The sequence below is a fragment of the Aestuariibaculum marinum genome (genome assembly GCF_014596975.1).
Taxonomy (GTDB): Bacteria; Bacteroidota; Bacteroidia; order Flavobacteriales; family Flavobacteriaceae; genus Aestuariibaculum; species Aestuariibaculum marinum.
Genome location: NZ_JACVXD010000015.1, coordinates 1 through 19,841, shown reverse-complemented (window position 1 = coordinate 19,841; position 19,841 = coordinate 1). Strand labels below are relative to the sequence as shown.

The window sequence follows — 19,841 nt, the reverse complement described above, 5'->3', positions numbered from 1 at the left end:
CTATTTTCTATTTTATTTGTAGTATCTGATTAAAATTAAATTAAAAAAAGGTCTCAACAGAGACCTTTTTTACTTTAACTAACCAACCAAAAATATGAAGTGCAATTCTAAAAGTTTAAAGTAACCACTCAATAAACGTTTTATTAGAATGCAACTGTTTATTAGAAAACAATTACTGTGCCAAAGTAATATTTCCTTATTCCATATTTTCATTATTATTCCTTTCAGTCTCCTAACCCGTTATTATTGAGTAATTATTAAATAGATTGACATATTATTACTAATTTGCCGCCTTTTAAAAAACCAATTACATAATGCATAATTCTCCTATATTTACAAACGATACGATTACTTTTGGACTACTCATGTTATCTTTAGGGTTTGTATTTTACACAGAATCCAGAACAACAGGATTCTGGCCCAAATTTTATAAAATTGTTCCTGGTCTATTCATGGCTTATATGGTGCCGGCTATATTAACTTCAAGCGGACTTATTGCTCCCGAATGGGAAACCGTAAACGAAGCAAATGAAGTTGTAAAACACAAGAGCAGTATTTATTTCATTACCAGTCGGTTTTTATTACCTGCCGCTCTTGTTTTAATGACGCTAAGCATAGATTTAAAAGCCGTATTCAACTTAGGTTGGCGTGCACTTATAATGTTTTTTACAGGTACCGTTGGTATTATTATAGGTGGTCCTATTGCTATTCTATTAATATCCATTTTTTCTCCTGAAACCGTTGGTGGTGCAGGTCCCGATGCTGTATGGCGCGGACTATCCACCCTGGCTGGAAGCTGGATTGGTGGCGGAGCAAATCAAACCGCGATGCTGGAAATTTACGGGTACAACCAAAAACTATATGGAGGTATGGTGTTTGTCGATATTGTAGTCGCTAATATTTGGATGGCTGTATTACTAATAGGTATTGGTAAACGAGATAAAATAAATAAATGGCTTAAAGCCGATACCTCATCAATAGAGAATTTAAAAGAAAAGGTATCTACCTATACTGAAAGCATTACAAAGAACCCTACATTAACAGATTATATGCTCATGCTTTCTATTGCTTTTGGTACAGTAAGTATTTCGCACTTTCTTTCGGGATACATTGCTCCATTTTTTGGCAGCCTAGTTGCTACTATAGAAAATGCAACGACTCGTAATATGTTCACGTTTTTAGATTCTGAATTCTTTTGGATGATTAGTTTATCTACGGTTACAGCTATTCTTTTATCTTATACCAAAGCGAAAAATTACGAAGGTGCCGGTGCCAGTAAAATTGGTAGTATTTTCATCTACATTTTAGTTGCCTCTATCGGAATGAAAATGGATTTAAAACTTATTTTCGATAACGTAGGACTTATTGCTGTAGGACTGGTTTGGATGAGTATTCATGCCGGACTTTTAATTTTAGTTGCCAAACTTATAAAAGCACCTTATTTCTTTTTAGCGGTCGGTAGTCAGGCAAATGTAGGTGGTGCTGCCTCGGCTCCTATTGTTGCTTCGGCCTTTCATCCATCACTAGCCACTGTTGGTGTATTGCTAGCTGTATTCGGCTACGCCATAGGAACCATTTCTGCTATTGTTTGTACTATTTTAATGGAATTGGCTTCTGCCACTTGATAATTACCAAATTTTATTAGCATATTTGCGACTTTAAATACAAACTAATACATGAAAAAAATTGCATTTTTAATTTTAGCATTATCTATTATTTCCTGCGGAAAGGAACAACACGATTTAACAGTTAAAACAAACATTAAAGGCTTAAAAAAAGGAACGGTTTATCTAAAAAAAATTCAAGACACAGCATTGGTAACCGTTGATTCTATTGTAGTAAACGGAAATTCCGAACTAGAACTACATAGCACTATTGAATCTCCAGAAATGTTCTTTTTATACCTAAATAAAAATACAGCCGAAAACGAAAGAATCTCTTTTTTCGCAGACAAAGGCATTACCGAAATTAATACCACGGTTAAAAATTTTGCAGTAGATGCTAAAATTAAAGGTTCTGAACAGCAAAAGGTTCTAGAAAGCTATAACGACATGATTAGCCGACTTAACTACCAAAACCTGGATTTAATTAAGGCTAGTTTCGAGGCTAAAAAAGAAAACGATCAAGAAAAGATAGATAGCCTGGATAAAATGTCTCAAAACCTTATTAAGAGACGCTATTTGTTTACGGTTAATTTCGCTTTAAATAACAAAAACAGTGAGGTAGCCCCTTACTTAGCTTTATCTGAAATTTACAATGCTAAAATAAATTTATTAGACACGATTAATAATTCTTTATCTGAAAATGTAAAAATGTCTAAATACGGTAAAGAATTACAAAGCTTTATCGACAAAATAAAAGATTCGGAATAAATAACACTAGACACCAAAAAACAAAAAAGACATTCAGTAATCTGAATGTCTTTTTTTTGTCTAACCCTTACTATTCTACATTATGAACTAATGCGTAATAGCACCTTTATTAATAAATCCCAATAAAAAAGCCTCACATAATGTGAAGCTTTTTTGAGCCGATGGAGGGACTCGAACCCACGACCTGCTGATTACAAATCAGCTGCTCTAGCCAGCTGAGCTACATCGGCATTCTTAACACACTCAAAATAAACAAGATAAATTTGAATGCTGTTTTGTCAATAAAAAAGCTTCACTTTTTGTGAAGCTTTTAGAGCCGATAGAGGGACTCGAACCCACGACCTGCTGATTACAAATCAGCTGCTCTAGCCAGCTGAGCTATATCGGCGTTTTTGACGGGTGCAAATATAATCTCTTAAATTAAATCTGCAAACAATCCGTCAAAAAAAATTAACTTAATTTATTAATTTTTTCAATCAGTTCATTTCCTTTGCTTTCTAACTCATTTTTAATTGCTTTAAAATGAGCCTTTGCACTATCAACTGGCTTAGCATTCACCTTTGCAATTAATTCATCAAAAGTATCAATAGCTTCATCTACAATAGCAGAACTTTCTTTAGTATCCTTATCTGTATTAGCATACTCCCAAACATAAACCGCCTCAATAATGTCTCCTAATACATAGTTGATGTCTTTTTTAAGGTCTCTTTTATTTGCCATAATTATTTGTGTTTTATTTGCCGCAAAATTACATTAATCCTAAATAAAATCACGTATTTTTAAATTAAATAATCGATAATAAAAAAATTATACTTAAATTTACTTCGATGAACACAATTAGAATGTCATATAAGCAGATTTGTACCCGTATTTCGCAACAGTGGAGCACGGTCGCTTTTGCTATGTTAAAGTCTAAACAATCCTGTGAGCATCTTGAATACATGTAACGTATATTACACAACTATAAACAACAAAAGGTGCTTTTTACAAAAAGCACCTTTTTTATTTTAAAACAATTTATAACCATTAATTTTTTGAATCATGAAAACAATCAAATCCATTACCCAAACCGTCCAATCGTTAATTAAGTTATGTTATACAGCCAAGGCCTTATGGTTTATGCCTAGCCACTACAGACTCATACCCATATTGTTGCACACTTAAAATTTAAAATTATGAACACTAACACATATACAAACGTACCATTTATAGTAACAAAAAAAATAAGTAACGCTAACGGATTTTTATTACCAAGCACACTTTACGATACCGTAAAGGATATTGCTGCAATTCCTGTTAAAGGATTTTATTTACAGGAGGTTCCTGAATTTACAGATTATAAATTTAAAATGCATAAAAATGCTTTTGTGAAAGATAAACTTACCATACAAGCGCAGTTAGTAAAACAAACGGCTAATGGCTATTTGGTAAATATTTTGGTTACAAAACCAAAAAACACCTTAAATCATCACGAAAGAGTTTGTAGTGCTTTATTTAATTTCCCTGTAGATAACGTCCAGATTAACGAAAGCAAAACAGCTTGTTAAATAAAAATCCCAAGTGCATGACTTGGGATTTTTTTTGTTTATACATACACCTCTAAAAGTGTAGCGTCTTTTGCCTTTATCTCAAAATTCTTTATTGCTGCCGGAAGTAATAGCGTCTCTCCTTTTTTAATGGATTCGGTAACACCATTCGCAGAAATTTCAGCATCGCCTTCAACACACATATAAATTAAAAAGGAATCTTCTTTGTTCTCCTTTTTTAAGGGTTCGGTAACTTTTAAATAACTTGTTGTAAAGTACGGGCAACTTACCATTTCATTAGACGTGTTTTCAGTCTTGTCGTAAGTTACTCTAAAATTATCAGGCATATCGAAATCAATCGCATCAATAGCCAAATCGTTATGCAATTCACGTTCATTTCCTTGATCATCAACGCGATCCCAATCGTAAACGCGATATGTAATATCACTAGTTTGTTGAATTTCGGCAACCATAACGCCTGCACCAATAGCATGCACTCTACCAACTTCTATAAAATAAGTATCTCCAGTTTGAACCTTATCGAAATTTAAAATCTTGGTCAGTGTCTTATTCTCCAGATGTTCTAAGTATTTTTCAGCAGTCATATCCTGATTAAAGCCTACTATTAAATTAGAATCTTCATCGGCCTGAAACACATACCACATCTCTGTTTTTCCAAAAGAATTATGTCTTTCAGCAGCTAACTCATCATTAGGATGCAATTGTATAGACAAATCCTGTTTAGCATCGATGAATTTTATTAATAACGGAAACTTATTTTCAAAAACCTTGTAATTCTTCTCCCCTATTAAATCGCCTTTATAGGTTTCTAATAATTCCTTTAAGGATTGTCCGGCTAAGCTTCCATTAGAAACGATAGATGTATCGCCTTCAACATCACTTATTTCCCAGCTTTCACCTATATTAGGCAGGTTTGATTGTTTATTTAATAAGGTTTTTAATTTTTGACCACCCCAGATTTTATCTTTTAAAATCGGGTTAAATTTTAATGGATACAATTGACTCATAGTTTAAGTTCCTGAATACGTTACAAAGTTTCGAGGTGTTTCATACAACGTAACCTCGAGACTTAAATCTTTATTTAATTTTGGTTTTATTTGATTGTAAATATAAACCGCTATGTTTTCTGTTGTAGGGTTTAAGGTTTTAAACGCTTCTACTTCTAAATTTAAATTTTTATGATCTAAGGGTTCTTCTACTTCTTCTCTAATAATCTCTTTTAAGATTTTCATATCCATAACAAACCCTGTTTCTTCATCGATTTCTCCGGTAACACTAACTACCAAATCGTAGTTATGCCCATGATAATTAGGGTTACTACATTTGCCAAAAACCTCAAGATTTTTCTCATCGCTCCAGCCTTCCTTAAAAAGCCTGTGCGCAGCATTAAAGTGAGCCTTTCTGTTAACGGTTACTTTCATTATTTTGTCACATTAATGTGTTGATAGAATTTATCGAAAATAATTTTAAACCATTCGGTGTAAATTCCTGGTTGCTGTGCTATATCTTCCTTTACAGCTTCTAAAGACATCCATTTCCAGTCTGCCACCTCATCTGGATTAATATTGGGCTCATCGTTAAAGTACCCAATCATAATATGATCGAATTCATGTTCCGTTAATCCGTTATCAAAAGGTGCTTTATAAATAAACGACGTGGTTTCTTTAAGTTCTGCCACAAAGCCCATTTCTTCCTGTAATCTACGCTTTCCTGCTGCTATATTTGACTCACCTTCTCGTTGGTGGCTGCAGCAGGTATTGGTCCATAATAAAGGGGAATGGTATTTATGAGCCGCACGCTGCTGTATCATCAATTCGTTTTTATCGTTAAAAATAAATACAGAAAATGCGCGGTGTAATAATGCTTTTTTGTGAGCCTCCATTTTTGGCATTAAACCAATAGGCTCATCGTTTTCATTGACTAAAATGACTTGTTCTTCTTTCATAGTGTAACAAAAGTACAAAATAGAATGTGGTTTACTAATGCTTTAAAACATCTTTTTAAAAAACACAATGCCCTGCTTGCATATACAAGCAAGGCACTGCAACAACTAACTATTAACCCAACTTTACTCTACAATAATAAACATAGATCGGCGGTTAAGTTCATGTTCTTCTTCAGAACATTCTACTCCATTGGAGCAATTATTTAACAATTGTGTTTCACCATAACCTTTAGCGGAAAGCCTGTCTTTACTAACACCTTTACCTAAAAGCCATTGTAACGTAGACTGTGCTCTACGCTCTGATAATTTTAAATTATACGCATCGCTACCACGGGAATCGGTATGCGATTCAATGTGAATTTTAAGTTTTGGGTACTCGTTTAATGCGGCTAAAATTTTTGCTAATTCCACCTCAGCATCGGGTCTGATTTCCGATTTATCGAAATCGAAATAGATAGGCTGCAGTGTTAATCTGCATCCTAAATCGTCTGGCGGACAGGGATCAGATGGTTTTAAAGCTAACGGCATATTCAGCTTAATAGGCATTTCGATTGTTTTAGGATTCTCGGGGGTTTCTATAACTTCCTCTCTTGGGTCGTAACCTTCCTTTTTTGCTCGAATAATGTATTGCTCCTGACAGTCTAACAAGAATGAAAAGGTTGCGTCATCACCAACAACTAGCTTTTTTATTTCATTATAATCGCTATCTAAAAGATACACCTCAGCACCTGGAATCAGCTTTCCTGTTTTCTCCTCAACTACAGGCCCTTCAATTTGAATTTCACAACGCTCCCATATTTGGTAAATATCATCACTCTTACTGCCCAAATCACCATCTCTATTAGACGCAAAATAACCTATTCTTCCTTCTTTAATAATAAAACTAAAATCATCTTTTGTACTATTTATAGGTTCGCCAAACGATAAAATAGCATGATGCATATCGCCTTCCACTTTAGTTGTAAAAATGTCTAAACCACCAATACCGGCATGGCCATCACTTGAAAAATACAGGTAATTTTCCTGACTAACGAAAGGAAAAGTTTCTCTGGCTGGCGTATTGATAACTTCACCCATATTAACGGGATCGCTATAAATATCAGGGCCTAAAAGTTTAACATACCATATATCTGACATCCCTAAAGTTCCAGGCATATCGGAAGCAAAATAAAGTCGGTCTTCCTCAGGACTCAACGCCGGATGCCCCACCGAATAACTATCATCATTAAAAGGTAACTCTTTAATATTTCCCCAGGCATCACCCGTTTTTGTAGCTTTGTATATTTTAAGCTTTACTTCATTATTTTTATTGTGTCCCTTTTTACCATCCAGATAATTATTTCTGGTAAAATACATGGTATTTCCATCTTTGGTAAATACGGCTGTAGATTCGTGATAAGGTGAATTAACATCCCCTTTTAAAGCTTTTGCCTTATTTAGATTTAAGTTCTCATCTAATGTTGCCTCGTAAAGATCTAAAAAAGGCTGATTATCCCAACCTGATAAATCGGCCGACTGACTTTCGGCAGGTTTCATGTCGCTATCGCTGGAAGCAAAAACTATTTTATCGCCATAAAACGCCGGACCAAAATCGGAATAACTAGTATTAACGGCTACTTTTTCAATTTCAAACAGTTTATCATTAACGCCTTTTTCAAATAAGGTATCGGCAATATTTTTATAGTGATGTACCGATTTAGCCATTCCGCCTCGTGCTTTATATTCAGCCATTAGTTTATTATACTCTTCAAGCTGACCTATACTTTTTAAACATTGTGCTGCTCTAAAATAATCGGTTTGTGTTGCTTCATCTGGAAAATCTTTTGTTAAATCGTAGTACCATTTTGCAGCTCCGGAATACTCACTATTAAAATAATAGGTATCCCCTAGTTTCCTATAAATCTCGGCCGACTTATAACCGTTATCAACCACCTTTAAGTAAATCTCTCGGGCATCGATATAATCGTATTTATCGTATTTTGCATTGGCTTTTTCTACTTGCCCCACTTGAGCAAACGCATTCGTACTCAGAAACAACCCAAATAGAAAGCATAATATATAATTGTATTTTTTCATAATATGGAAGTTTAAAAGAATCTTGGGGTTAGTATACGTTCTGTTTTCTTGAACAGGTCAAATTTCAGGAAGACTTCATAAGACCCATCGCTGTGTTTTTCGATATCGGTAGTTTGAAAATCGTACCCCATTCCTATAAATAACTGATTGGTAATTTGAAATCCAGCCATGGCACTCACCGCCGCATCCCATCTATAGGCTGCTCCTAAGGTTAGCTTTTCATGGATTAGAAAGTTACCAGAGACATCGGCTTGTAATGGCGAACCACTTACTGCCTTAACCATAGTTGCTGGTTTAAATTTTAAATTTTCACTCAGGTCGAACACATACCCCGCAATAAAGAAGTAATGTAAACGATCTACAGCTATGGCATCATCTTCAACATTATCAACACTACTTTCGTTATAATGTTTTGTATTAAAGAAGTTTGGAACCGACAATCCTGCATAAAACCTGTCGGTATTATAATAAATACCAGCACCAACCTGCGGAATAATTTTATTATCGATATTATCCTGAAACTGCGGATCTGTACCATCGTATAAATTCAACTTGGTATAATCGACATTAAAAATATCAAGACCTCCTTTTAAACCAAAGGAGAGTCTTGATTGCTCTGATAAAATCAAAGAATAAGAGTAGTCTACTACAAAGTTTGTTTTATCTGAAGGGCCTATTTTATCGCTAACAATAGAAAGTCCTAAAGCCATTCGTTTTAATAAACCAACGGGTGAATGTATAGTGAAGGTTCCTGTTTTAGGTGCCCCATCAAAACTAGCCCATTGCGTTCTATATAATAAACCCAAACCTAGTGCGTCTTTAGAGCCCATATATCCCGAGTTTACCACTTGCGTATTATACATATACTGCGTAAACTGCGGATCTTGTTGCGAAAAACTGAAGTTAACACTTATAAATGCTAACAGTAATAATAAATAATATTTCATGAGGTCTGTGTTTTTTAGTTTCTTTTAATGTATAAATATCCTTTATTTACTAAGGGATCATCATTACTAAGCAATCGTGTTAGGATATAGAAGTAGGTACCGGTTGGTAATTCTTCATTTTTCCTGATTGTTGCACGTCCTTCTGAAATCCCGGTAAAGACCTTACCGTTTATTCCGTAGCCATTAGTTTCGTAAACTAAAACACCCCATCTGTTATATATTTGTAGATTATTATTCGGGTAATTGTCGATACCTTCAATTCTAAAGAAATCATTCAATCCATCGCCATCCGGAGAAATACCATTAAAGATTTCAAAATCAGCTTCATCAGCAGTTGGTAAAACCAGAACCGTAGGATCATCGGGATCACCATTATTGTTCATGTCTACATCTGTAGTATTAAAAGGATCATCAGACATATCGGTAACCGGGTTACCTGAAGGATCTTGGGCTGTAATGGTTGCTTGATTAGTTATGGTTGGATTCTCTAAATCTTCGGCTCTAATGGTGTATGTTGCCGTAAAGGTTGTACTATCGGATTCTCCCGGTTGTAATTCGGCTATTGGACCGCCTTCAAGTACAATACCTGGTAACATATCATCTTGAAGTGTGATATTAGTTAAAGTGGTTTGACCAGTATTATAAACAATAAATGAATAAGTAATGGTTTCACCAGCCTGCATGGCTCCACTTCCATTCTCGTCGTTAAACACGCCCATTTTTTCAAGTGCAATTGAACTAATGTTACACAAGGTGGTTACGGTTTCATCATCCTCAAGAACGCTATCATCATCAGATATATCGGCTACATTGGCTCCGGTTATAACGCTTACGCCTTCAACTGTAGCCTGATTAGTGATTTCACCTACATTAATATCTAAATCCGTTAACACATAAGTTCCTGTAAACACCCAGGTTTCATCTACATCGAGTTCATTATCTGAATCGGTATCACCCGAAGCTAAAGTCACCTGATTCCCTAACATGGCATCAGTTATAACTATACTTCCAATGACTGTATTTCCTTGATTATAAACCGCAAAAGAATAGGTTAGAGTTTCTCCTATATTGCTACAACCATCACCATCTTCATCATTAAATATGGCTGTTTTTATTAAAGCAATACCTTCTGACTGACATAAATTTGTGATTGTCATTTCATCTTCCAGAACACTGTCATCATCTGATAAATCGCTAACATTTGTTCCATCGGCACCAATGCCGGTTACCGTTGCCTGATTGCTCACTGACCCCGTATTGATATCGGATTGTGTAATGGTATAGTCGGCGGTGTAAACCCAAGTTTCTGTAACATCTAAAATGTTATCTGAATTAGCATCTCCCGAAGCTAAAAATACATCGCCACCAAGTAATGGGTCGTTTAACACCACGGTTGAAATACTTGTATTCCCCTGATTCGTTACCGAGAACGTATAGGTTATGGTTTCGCCTGCATCACTACAACCATTATTGTTTGTATCATTAAATACTGCTGTTTTAATTACAGCAATCGCTGAAGATTGACAAACTGCTGTCTCTGTAGTATCGTCTTCAAGAATACTATCGTCATCCGACAAATCGCTCACATTTGTACCATCGGCACCAATACCTGTTACCGTTGCCTGATTGCTTACCATTCCTGCGTCAATATCAGATTGTGTGATGGTATAATCGGCAGTATAAATCCAAGTTTCTGTAACATCTAAAATGTTATCTGAATTTGTATCTCCCGAAGCTAAAGTTACATCGCCGCCAAGTAATGGGTCGTTTAACACGACGGTTGAAATACTTGTATTTCCCTGATTGGTTACCGAGAACGTGTAGGTTATAGTTTCACCAGCATCACTACAGTTGTTACTATTAGCATCATTAAACATTGCTGTTTTAATTACAGCAATCGCTGAAGATTGACATAATGTAGTTTCTGTAGTATCATCTTCAAGAATACTATCATCATCCGATACATCGCTAACATTTGTACCATCGGCACCAATACCTGTTACCGTTGCCTGATTGCTTACCATTCCCGCATCAATATCAGGTTGTGTGATGGTATATTCAGCGGTATAAACCCAGGTTTCAGTTACATCTAACTCACTATCTGCATCAATATCACCAGACGCTAAAAATAATGGTGTTCCTCCTAATAATGGGTCTGTTAATTCTATTGTATTAATACTGACGTTACCTTGATTGGTTACAGAAAACGTATATGAAATGGTTTCCCCTACATCACTACAACCATTAGCGTTTGTATCATTAAACACCGCTGTTTTAATTAAGGCTATATCTGAAAATTGACACAGGGTTGTATTGGTTAACTCATCTTCTAAGACACTATCGTTATCTGATAAATCACTTACCGGAGTACCGTCTACACCAACACCATTAACAGTAGCTTGATTACTTACCATACCGACATCAATATCAGATTGTGTAATAACATAATCGGCTGTAAATACCCAAGATTCATCGACATCTAACTGCATATCGTTATCTGTATCACCTGACACCATAGTAATGAGATTCGCTAACATTGGATCGGTTACGCCTACGGTGTTAATACTAATATTTCCTTGGTTAGTAACCGTAAACGTATAAGTTATTGTCTCCCCTACGTTACTACACATATTGCCGTTAGTATCATTAAACACAGCCTCTTTTATTAATGCTATGGCCGGATTTTGACAAAGCGAAGTTTCTGTCACCTCATCTTCTGTTATACTATCGTTATCTGATAAATCTGTTACCGGAGTGCCATCGACACCTATTCCGGTTAATGTGGCCTGATTACTTACTAATCCAGCATCAATATCGGATTGTGTAATGGTATAATTGGCAGTGTAAATCCATGTTTCATTAACATCTAACTCAGTGTCTGAGTCAGTATTACCAGATGCTAAAGTTAAACCCCCTCCTAACATGGGGTCGTTTAATACTACGTTTTCAATGCTTACATTACCGGTATTGGTTACTGTAAAAGTATATGAAATGGTTTCTCCTATATCGCTACAACCGTTTGAGTTAGCATCATTAAATGCGCCTTCTTTAATTACTGCAATTCCTGCCGACTGACAGATTGTGGTTTCAGTAGGTTGATCTTGAAGAATACTATCATCGTCAGAATCGTCTTGAACAACATCTCCTTCTGTAGACTCCCCGCTAACCGTTGCCTGATTAGTAATACTTCCGCTATCGATATCATCCTGTGTTAAGGTGTAAGTTGCAGAATACACCCACACTTCTCCAACATTTAAAATGGTGGCATCATTCAAGTCACCTGAATCCAAAGTTATATCAGTTGAATTCGGGAACATATCGTCGGTTAACGTTATATTCATTAAACCTGTATTCCCCTGATTTGTTACCGTAAACGTATAGGTTAACGTTTCCCCTACATTACTACATCCATCGGCATCTTCATCATTAAAAACTGCTGTTTTAATTAGTGCTATATCTGGGTTTTGACACAAATCTATTACAGTAATATCATCCTCTAATACACTATCATCATCTGATAAATCTGAAACAGTACCTCCAGATACCGTTGAAGCTGTAACTGTTGCTTGATTTGATACAGCAGCAGGAAGAGAAGGATCTGCAGGTGTTAAATCTGCAAGAGTAATAGTATAAGAAGCCGTATAAACCCAAGTTTCTTCAACATCTAATTCGCTATCGCCATCGGTATCACCTGAACTATATGTAATGGTTCCCAATCCAACCATTGGATCAATAATATTAACCGCAGTTAATGTCGTATTCCCTTCGTTTGTTACTGTAAACACAAAGTCTATAGTATCATTTTCTTCTGTACAACCATTTGGGCCACTGGCATTAATCATCCCCTGTTTAACCAGAGCAATATCTTCAGTTTGACAAAGTGGTGTTTCAGTTGGATTATCGGCTAAAATATCGGTGCTATCTGATAAATCGCTTACGTTATCTCCTCCTGTACTAACTCCTGTTACTGTTGCCTGACCAGTTACTAAACCAGCATCGATATCATTCTGGGTTACTAAATAATCGAAAGTGTAAATCCATGTTTCATCGACATCTAATTCGCCGTCACCATCGGTATCACCTGAAGCAAGCAACAACGGATCGGTTGAAATAGGATCGGTTAATTCTACATTTTCAATACTAACAGTTCCCGTATTTGTTACGGTGTAGGTATAAGTTATGGTTTCATTTACATTTGTACAACCATCACCATCTAAATCATTAAATACGCCCTGTTTTAATAGCGCTATTCGAGCATTATCACAGAATGATGTATTTGTAGTATCTACATATCCTCCATAAACTTCAATAGCATTTATGACACCAACTAACGACCCTACGGATAATTGTATCTGATCGAAACTTGTAGTTGTTGTAAAAGCCACAACATAGAACCCGTCGGTACTTGTTGGCGTAATATTCACTAAACCTAAAGCTTCAAGAGCCAGCAAATTTGCTGATGTTTGTTGTTCCTGTTGAACACCATCTAAATAGGTTGTAACTGTTAATGTATTTAATAAATCTACCTGAAGTAAATCGTTAGTGTCACGAATTACAAAACCAGCTTGTGTGCCAGCAGGATAATCCATTAGAACATCCTCTACCGCGATGGAAGCCTCCCCTGTAACTCCTGCCACTATATTTATTAAAGCAAAATCTGAAGTATCTTCTGAAATTGCATTTACTGCATTATCAACTTCACAAGCCACGCAAGCCAGCCCATCTGTTCCTGTATTATCGTTATTAATAATTACAGAATCGTTTGGATTGGAAAGCACAACTGGTTCATCACAATTGATGGTTCCCGGACAAAATGTTTGAAGTACCATACCGTAAACACGCGTACTACCTAAATCTAAAGACACCAACTGGTTTAATGACAGTTGAACTTCATCAAAAGGTTGGGTCGTCATAAACCCTAAGCGCATCGATTGACTTCCGGTAAGTAACAAACCAGAATCTACGGGAACTAATTCTGTTCCTCCTGTTTTAGATTCTACTAAAGTACCATCTAAATATGTTGATATGGTAATGGCGTCTAATAAATCGGTCGTTAAAACGGAAGCATTCTCTATATCGAAACCAGCATATGTTTCCGCTGGGTAATCTGTAAGTTCGTCTTTAAAAGCAATGGAAGCTGTTCCTGCAACGCCCGCCAACAAATCTATTGAGGCATAGTTATTAGGATTAGAATCTATTGCTCTGTTTATATTATTAACGCTACCCAATGTAACCAGTCCGCCAACACCAGTATGCTCTTCAACCGTTCGTACTGGAAAATTAGGTTTCGTTAATCGTGTGGCTGTATTACACGCTAAATCTGGACCTGCACAAAACGCATTAGTAACGGCATAATATATCCTTGTAGACACCAATAGATCTGCAACACTGGACATTGTTATTTCAACGGCATCATAATTCTCAGTGGTATAAAAACCAACAGATATTTCATCGCCAGTTAAAATCGGGCTATCTAAAGCTAAAAGTGAGGTATTGGTCTGGGTTTCCTGTTCATTTCCTTCCAAATATGTTGTTATCGTGATTGAATTCAATAATTCTGCCTGGAGTAAAGAACTGTCCTCTATTAAAAATCCAGCATAACTTCCGGCCTCGAAAAATTCTCCTGAAGTTGTATCGGTAACTAAAATACTATTGGTTACTCCCACTCCCAGTGTGGTAGAAATAGTCGCGTAATTAGTCAAGTCCGGGTCTATAATATTATCTAAATTCGTAACCCCTAAACCTGTACCGCTTTCCGTTACAGTTAAATCTGTAAATCCAGCACTGGTAATGGCTACGGAATCTTCGGTATTACACGGTACCGGATACTGAACACCATCGGTATACACTATAAATTCGGCTATGCTTTCACAACCTTCAGAATCTGTAACAGTAACCGAATAGGTTCCTGCGTTTAATCCTGAAATGGATGCTGATGTTTGTCCTCCTGGACTCCATGAATAAGCATATGGAGGCATACCTCCTGTTACTGAAACTGAAAGCGTTCCATCGGCCGCACTAATGGCGGACTCATTGTTTACTGTTCCTTCTATATACATAGATTTATCAACATAACTTCCATAAACCTCTATACTATTTATAGCACCTACCAATGCCCCAACCGTTAATTGAATTTCATCATATGGCAATGTGGTTGTAAATCCTACCAATTCAAAACCATTAGTTTGCGAAGGATTAATACTGACTAAACCTAGAGCTTCAAGCGCTAAAAGTCCGCTACCGGTTTCAGTTTCCTGAACAATACCATCTAAATAGGTGGTTACGGTTAACGAGTTTAATAAATCGACTTGTAAAATATCGTTTGTGTCACGAATAGTAAATCCGGCCTGAGTTCCTGCAGGATAAACTCCCAGAACGTTCTCAACAGCGACAGAAGCTGTACTTGCCACTCCAGCAGTTACGTTAATCATAGCAAAGTCGGATGTGCTTTCACTAATAACATTTGTTGCATTATCGACTTCACAAGCAACGCAAGCAACACCGTTAACACCTGTATGGTTATTATTTATAATCACGGGATGATTGGGATTATTTAACACCGTTGGCGTTGTGCACTCCAACTCACCCTGGGCAAAAGCTTCTAAGACTAAACCGTAAACTCGCGTACTTCCTAAATCTACAGACACAGGCTGGTTTAATATTAATTGTACTTCATCAAAAGGCATAGTGGTTACAAATCCCACCTGTGAACGTTCAGAACCAGTTAATAACAAGCCACTATCAAGTGAAAGCAATTCAGAACTACCTGTTCTTACTTCCTGCTGAACACCATCCAGATAAGTTATTATCGTGAAATTATCTAATAGGGCTAAATTCAATACTGAAGACGTTTCAATATCAAACCCTGCGTAAGTTCCCGCCGGGTAATCGGTAATAGCATCTTTAATAGCAATGCTTCCGGAGCCTAAAACACTCGCTATTAAATCTATACTTGCATAATTATTAGGGTTAGAGTCTACTGCGTTCATGGCATCATTAACACTTCCAACTGTTACGCCACTTGTTCCTGTATGTTGGTCAACAATACGTGCCGGAAATGTTGGTTTAACAAAGGCTGTTGGTGTGTTAGGTTCTAAATCTGGTCCTGCACAAAAACTACTGGTTACAGCATGATACACAAATGTTGTGGTAGCTACACTTAGTACACTAGAAATCGAAATCTCAATGGTATCGTAATCTTCAGTGGTATAAAATCCGGCATAAAAACTATCAGAACCCAATATTAACGTATTCAATGCCAACAAAGCGCCACCCGATGACGACTCTTTAAGTTCTCCATCTAAATAGGTTCGTATTGTGGTATTATTAAGTAAATCGAGTTGAAGTAATCCCGGATTTTCAATTAAAAACCCAGCAAATCCACCCCCCGTAAAATACTCATCGGTAGTTGTATCTTCAACACGAATGGTATAAGTTGTACCAACACCTGCCACAGAAATTATACTTGCATAATTGGACACATCGGCATCAGTAACATTGTCCTCATTTACAATAGACCCCAATGACAACAATCCTGTTATACTCTCTGTAACTGTTAAATCAGTATAATCAGAAGAGGTTATAGCAATCGGAATATCGGTATTACAAGCAACTGCATTAGGAGGTGCTAGAATTTCTAAATTTTCGTCCGTGTTACTATTAGCGCTAGTTTGAAAACCTAGCAGTAAAAAGAACAGTAATACAAAACTTGAATACATACTCCGAATAAAATCTCCTGACTTTAAATTCGAACAAGTAGAGTTCTTCATAATTTATTTGGTTTAGGGTTAAATTCTTAATTCTCTTCCTGTGCGATTACACAGTAATTTTCTATGCTATTAAAAATTTTAAGGAGAAAATTGATTTTAAAATGTGCTATTAAACCTTTTTAATAAATTATTTTGAGTCTTTTATTTGAGTTATAAGTTTTACGTATTACGAGACAAAACTATATAAATTTTCTTATTAAAGTATTATTTTAATATTATTTATCCTCTTATATAGTTTTATATTCGTACAATATTTGTATATAATACATCCATCCAATACAGTTAAGCATCTAGAAATAAACCCAGTACTTACCTTCTGGTAGTGTTCTTAAGTTTAAATCGAACAATCTCGATTACCCATAGTTTTCATACGTTAAAGGTGCATCACCTCTAATACGCAGAACATGTTTGTACAACTGTTTGAAAAAAACAAACTGTTGCGGTGGTTGTGGTTGAACTTGGTTTGGGTTTTTGGAAGGGGATTGCCAGAGAGAAGTTGGTTTGACAATCGTGTTAGGAATAATTAATAATATATATAATTTTTTAACATGCGTTAGTCTAATCTTTTCAAAAATTATGGGTTCAAAACCTAACATGAGGTTTAATACTGTTAACGGTTTTAATCCAAATAAAGAGTAAGCAGTTTTATCCATAAATAATACTTTTGCTATTAATTAATGATTTTTTTAAATGATAATAAAAAATCCTTTAATGTCATTAACACCTTTATTTAAGGCAATATCGAAGCATTTTTCAGTAGTAAATTATTATTTAGAGAGAAGTTAAATGATTTAAAACTAAAGCTAAAAATGATATTAAAAAATGTTAATATTTTACTGTTTTTTGCTACTCTTCATTTTAAGAACATCTGTAAGTTAATAAATAATATAATACAAAAACAGTTTTTTCGACAAACTGTATCATCTAAAACCTTCTAACTCGTACTCTTTAACTCTCAAAAAAGTACTATTTACACCTGGTAATCATAAAAAATTAAACACAGTTTTACTTGGTTATAAAATTTGTAAATACATCAAATTCATTTATATGTTTTGCATTTATTAATAGTATCTTTGCAGCCCATTTGCAAATTATAATTATGAGTTTTCAAAAAGAGATTAACAGACGTCGTACTTTTGGTATTATTTCACATCCAGATGCCGGTAAAACAACATTAACCGAAAAATTACTTCTCTTTGGTGGTGCTATTCAAGAAGCTGGGGCGGTTAAAAGTAATAAAATCAAGAAAGGTGCTACCAGTGACTTTATGGAAATTGAGCGTCAGCGTGGTATATCGGTAGCGACTTCGGTACTTGCCTTTGAATATAATGGCACTAAAATTAATATTTTAGATACGCCTGGTCACAAAGATTTTGCCGAGGACACGTTCAGAACACTTACGGCTGTTGATAGCGTAATAGTTGTAATTGACGTTGCAAAAGGGGTTGAGGAACAAACTGAAAAACTGGTTGAAGTTTGTAGAATGCGAAACATTCCTATGATTGTGTTCATCAACAAATTAGACCGTGAAGGTAAAGATGCTTTCGATTTACTTGATGAAGTAGAACAAAAATTAGGATTAAAAGTAGTGCCTTTAAGTTTCCCTATTGGTATGGGTTACGAGTTTAAAGGTATTTATAACATATGGGAGAAAAACGTTAATCTGTTTAGTGGTGACAGTAGAAAAAATATTGAAGAAACTATTGAGATTTCAGATTTATCGTCATCACAACTTGATGAATTAGTTGGCGAATCGTCTGCCAATACATTAAGAGATGAAATTGAACTTGTAGAAGGTATTTACCCTGAATTTGATAAAGCAGAATATTTAAGCGGAAACCAACAGCCCGTATTCTTTGGTTCTGCATTAAATAACTTTGGTGTTCGTGAACTATTAGATTGCTTCGTTGAAATTGCTCCAAAACCAAGACCAAAACACAGTGAGGAGCGACTGGTAAATCCAGATGAGAAAAACTTCAGCGGATTTGTGTTTAAAATACATGCCAACATGGACCCTAATCACAGAGACCGCCTGGCATTTATTAAAATTGTTTCTGGAACTTTTGAAAGAAATAAGCCGTATTTACATGTAAGGAATGGTAAGAAATTAAAATTCTCAAGTCCTAATGCCTTCTTTGCTGAGAAAAAAGAAATTGTCGATATCTCATATCCCGGTGATATTGTTGGACTACACGACACCGGAAACTTTAAAATTGGAGACACCCTAACCGAAGGCGAAACTATTAATTACAAAGGTATACCGAGTTTCTCTCCAGAGCACTTTAGATATATTAATAATGCCGATCCTTTAAAATCGAAACAATTATATAAAGGTATCGACCAGCTTATGGACGAAGGGGTAGCTCAGTTATTTACTTTAGAATTAAACGGACGAAAAGTAATTGGTACCGTTGGTGCTTTACAGTATGAAGTTATCCAATACCGCCTGGAGCATGAATATGGCGCCAAGTGTTCGTATGAGAACTTAAATGTACATAAAGCTTGTTGGGTAGAAGCTGAAGACGAGAAAAGTGAAGAGTACAAAGAGTTTTTACGTGTAAAACAACGCTACTTAGCAAAAGACAAACACGGACAGTTGGTCTTTTTAGCAGACTCGGCGTTCTCGCTGCAAATGACACAGCAAACCTACCCGAGTATTACATTCCATTTTACCTCAGAATTTTAAATTATAACAACACAAAACTAAATTATAATAATTCATCAAATTTAATTCCGGCATATTATCGGGTATATCACACGTTAGTCAGATAAATTATACTACAACGTTATAGTTAGTTAAATTTGTAACACGTTCATACCCCAAAAATTGCTAAAACCTATGAAAACAGAAGCTAATACTTTCAGTAATTCTGAAATTACTGTAACTTATGAACCCAGCGTTTGTATCCATGCTGAAAAATGTAGAAAAGAATTATCAGACGTTTTTAGAACCTCTATAATTCCTTGGATTGATTTAGACGCCAGCGATGCAGAACGTATCATAAAACAGGTTAACCGCTGCCCGTCTGGTGCTTTAAAATACAAACGTAAACGAAGTATCAAAAAGGCTGAAGTAAAAAAGAAGCCTGTATTAGAAACAGCAGTATAACTAAACCACTATGGACTTGAAGTCCATAGGTTTGTTACACGAGGGACTAAAGTCCCTCTTTCTTACTCTAATATGA

At 35.7% G+C, this 19,841-nt stretch carries 13 protein-coding genes and 2 tRNA genes; 5 read left to right on the top strand and 10 right to left on the bottom strand.

Annotation, left to right across the window (positions count from 1 at the left end; all coding sequences use genetic code 11):
• The first annotated feature begins 314 nt into the window (after positions 1-314).
• Together ICJ85_RS15480 and ICJ85_RS15475 are read left to right on the top strand one after the other, a co-directional pair.
• On the top strand, positions 315-1,625 hold the full coding sequence (locus ICJ85_RS15480; RefSeq protein WP_188224710.1) for a DUF819 family protein: 1,311 nt from the start codon (positions 315-317) through the stop codon (positions 1,623-1,625).
• Positions 1,626-1,676: 51 nt separating this feature from the next.
• Entirely contained in the window at positions 1,677-2,372 is a 696-nt protein-coding gene (locus ICJ85_RS15475) for a DUF4369 domain-containing protein (protein WP_188224709.1), read from the top strand.
• 156 nt (positions 2,373-2,528) lie between these two features.
• On the opposite strand, the gene ICJ85_RS15470 is transcribed toward ICJ85_RS15475, so the two are convergent.
• The 3 genes from ICJ85_RS15470 to ICJ85_RS15460 all read right to left on the bottom strand — a co-directional run bounded on the left by ICJ85_RS15470 (position 2,529) and on the right by ICJ85_RS15460 (position 3,092).
• A tRNA-Thr gene (locus ICJ85_RS15470) sits at positions 2,529-2,602 on the bottom strand.
• A gap of 84 nt (positions 2,603-2,686) precedes the next feature.
• A tRNA-Thr gene (locus ICJ85_RS15465) sits at positions 2,687-2,760 on the bottom strand.
• A 62-nt stretch (positions 2,761-2,822) separates the two neighbouring features.
• Entirely contained in the window at positions 2,823-3,092 is a 270-nt protein-coding gene (locus tag ICJ85_RS15460) for a hypothetical protein (protein ID WP_188224708.1), read from the bottom strand.
• Positions 3,093-3,547: 455 nt separating this feature from the next.
• Here ICJ85_RS15460 and ICJ85_RS15455 point away from each other — a divergent pair, with 455 nt between their 5' ends.
• Positions 3,548-3,919, top strand: a complete 372-nt coding sequence (locus ICJ85_RS15455) for a hypothetical protein (RefSeq protein WP_188224707.1) — start codon at positions 3,548-3,550, stop codon at positions 3,917-3,919.
• Between the two features lie 38 nt (positions 3,920-3,957).
• Here the strand turns inward: ICJ85_RS15455 and ICJ85_RS15450 are convergent, their stop codons facing one another.
• From ICJ85_RS15450 to ICJ85_RS15420, 7 genes are all read right to left on the bottom strand, one after another.
• Entirely contained in the window at positions 3,958-4,926 is a 969-nt protein-coding gene (locus ICJ85_RS15450; protein WP_188224706.1) for a type I phosphomannose isomerase catalytic subunit, read from the bottom strand.
• A 3-nt stretch (positions 4,927-4,929) separates the two neighbouring features.
• Positions 4,930-5,340 carry a 6-pyruvoyl trahydropterin synthase family protein gene (locus ICJ85_RS15445; RefSeq protein ID WP_188224705.1) on the bottom strand — a complete coding sequence of 137 codons (411 nt, stop codon included), beginning with the start codon at positions 5,338-5,340 and terminating at the stop codon, positions 4,930-4,932.
• Positions 5,340-5,864 (bottom strand): isopentenyl-diphosphate Delta-isomerase, encoded by a 525-nt coding sequence (gene idi / locus ICJ85_RS15440; protein ID WP_188224704.1) that lies wholly within the window; start codon positions 5,862-5,864, stop codon positions 5,340-5,342. Before idi ends, ICJ85_RS15445 begins: the two co-directional genes overlap by 1 nt.
• 123 nt (positions 5,865-5,987) lie before the next feature.
• The gene (locus ICJ85_RS15435) at positions 5,988-7,940 is read right to left on the bottom strand and encodes an OmpA family protein (protein WP_188224703.1); all 1,953 of its coding nucleotides are present in this window, start codon (positions 7,938-7,940) and stop codon (positions 5,988-5,990) included.
• 11 nt (positions 7,941-7,951) lie between these two features.
• A complete protein-coding gene (locus ICJ85_RS15430) occupies positions 7,952-8,887 on the bottom strand; it encodes a PorP/SprF family type IX secretion system membrane protein (RefSeq protein WP_188224702.1) in 936 nt (311 codons plus the stop codon).
• A gap of 14 nt (positions 8,888-8,901) precedes the next feature.
• A complete protein-coding gene (locus ICJ85_RS15425; protein ID WP_188224701.1) occupies positions 8,902-16,656 on the bottom strand; it encodes a DUF7507 domain-containing protein in 7,755 nt (2,584 codons plus the stop codon).
• 353 nt (positions 16,657-17,009) lie between these two features.
• Positions 17,010-17,309, bottom strand: coding sequence for a hypothetical protein (locus ICJ85_RS15420; RefSeq protein WP_188224700.1), 300 nt, complete (start codon positions 17,307-17,309; stop codon positions 17,010-17,012).
• Positions 17,310-17,755: 446 nt separating this feature from the next.
• Between ICJ85_RS15420 and ICJ85_RS15415 the strand changes: the two genes are divergently transcribed.
• Positions 17,756-19,342 carry a peptide chain release factor 3 gene (locus ICJ85_RS15415; protein ID WP_188224699.1) on the top strand — a complete coding sequence of 529 codons (1,587 nt, stop codon included), beginning with the start codon at positions 17,756-17,758 and terminating at the stop codon, positions 19,340-19,342.
• Between the two features lie 153 nt (positions 19,343-19,495).
• On the top strand, positions 19,496-19,765 hold the full coding sequence (locus ICJ85_RS15410; RefSeq protein WP_188224698.1) for a (4Fe-4S)-binding protein: 270 nt from the start codon (positions 19,496-19,498) through the stop codon (positions 19,763-19,765).
• The last annotated feature ends 76 nt before the right edge of the window (positions 19,766-19,841 follow it).

What these genes read in the sequence shown, in the direction of transcription:
- ICJ85_RS15480 (WP_188224710.1), top strand. Translation starts at nt 315, where the DNA reads ATGCATAATTCTCCTATATTTACAAACGATACGATTACTTTTGGACTA.
- ICJ85_RS15475 (WP_188224709.1), top strand. Translation starts at nt 1,677, where the DNA reads ATGAAAAAAATTGCATTTTTAATTTTAGCATTATCTATTATTTCCTGC.
- ICJ85_RS15460 (WP_188224708.1), bottom strand. Translation starts at nt 3,092, where the DNA reads ATGGCAAATAAAAGAGACCTTAAAAAAGACATCAACTATGTATTAGGA.
- ICJ85_RS15455 (WP_188224707.1), top strand. Translation starts at nt 3,548, where the DNA reads ATGAACACTAACACATATACAAACGTACCATTTATAGTAACAAAAAAA.
- ICJ85_RS15450 (WP_188224706.1), bottom strand. Translation starts at nt 4,926, where the DNA reads ATGAGTCAATTGTATCCATTAAAATTTAACCCGATTTTAAAAGATAAA.
- ICJ85_RS15445 (WP_188224705.1), bottom strand. Translation starts at nt 5,340, where the DNA reads ATGAAAGTAACCGTTAACAGAAAGGCTCACTTTAATGCTGCGCACAGG.
- idi (WP_188224704.1), bottom strand. Translation starts at nt 5,864, where the DNA reads ATGAAAGAAGAACAAGTCATTTTAGTCAATGAAAACGATGAGCCTATT.
- ICJ85_RS15435 (WP_188224703.1), bottom strand. Translation starts at nt 7,940, where the DNA reads ATGAAAAAATACAATTATATATTATGCTTTCTATTTGGGTTGTTTCTG.
- ICJ85_RS15430 (WP_188224702.1), bottom strand. Translation starts at nt 8,887, where the DNA reads ATGAAATATTATTTATTATTACTGTTAGCATTTATAAGTGTTAACTTC.
- ICJ85_RS15425 (WP_188224701.1), bottom strand. Translation starts at nt 16,656, where the DNA reads ATGAAGAACTCTACTTGTTCGAATTTAAAGTCAGGAGATTTTATTCGG.
- ICJ85_RS15420 (WP_188224700.1), bottom strand. Translation starts at nt 17,309, where the DNA reads ATGGATAAAACTGCTTACTCTTTATTTGGATTAAAACCGTTAACAGTA.
- ICJ85_RS15415 (WP_188224699.1), top strand. Translation starts at nt 17,756, where the DNA reads ATGAGTTTTCAAAAAGAGATTAACAGACGTCGTACTTTTGGTATTATT.
- ICJ85_RS15410 (WP_188224698.1), top strand. Translation starts at nt 19,496, where the DNA reads ATGAAAACAGAAGCTAATACTTTCAGTAATTCTGAAATTACTGTAACT.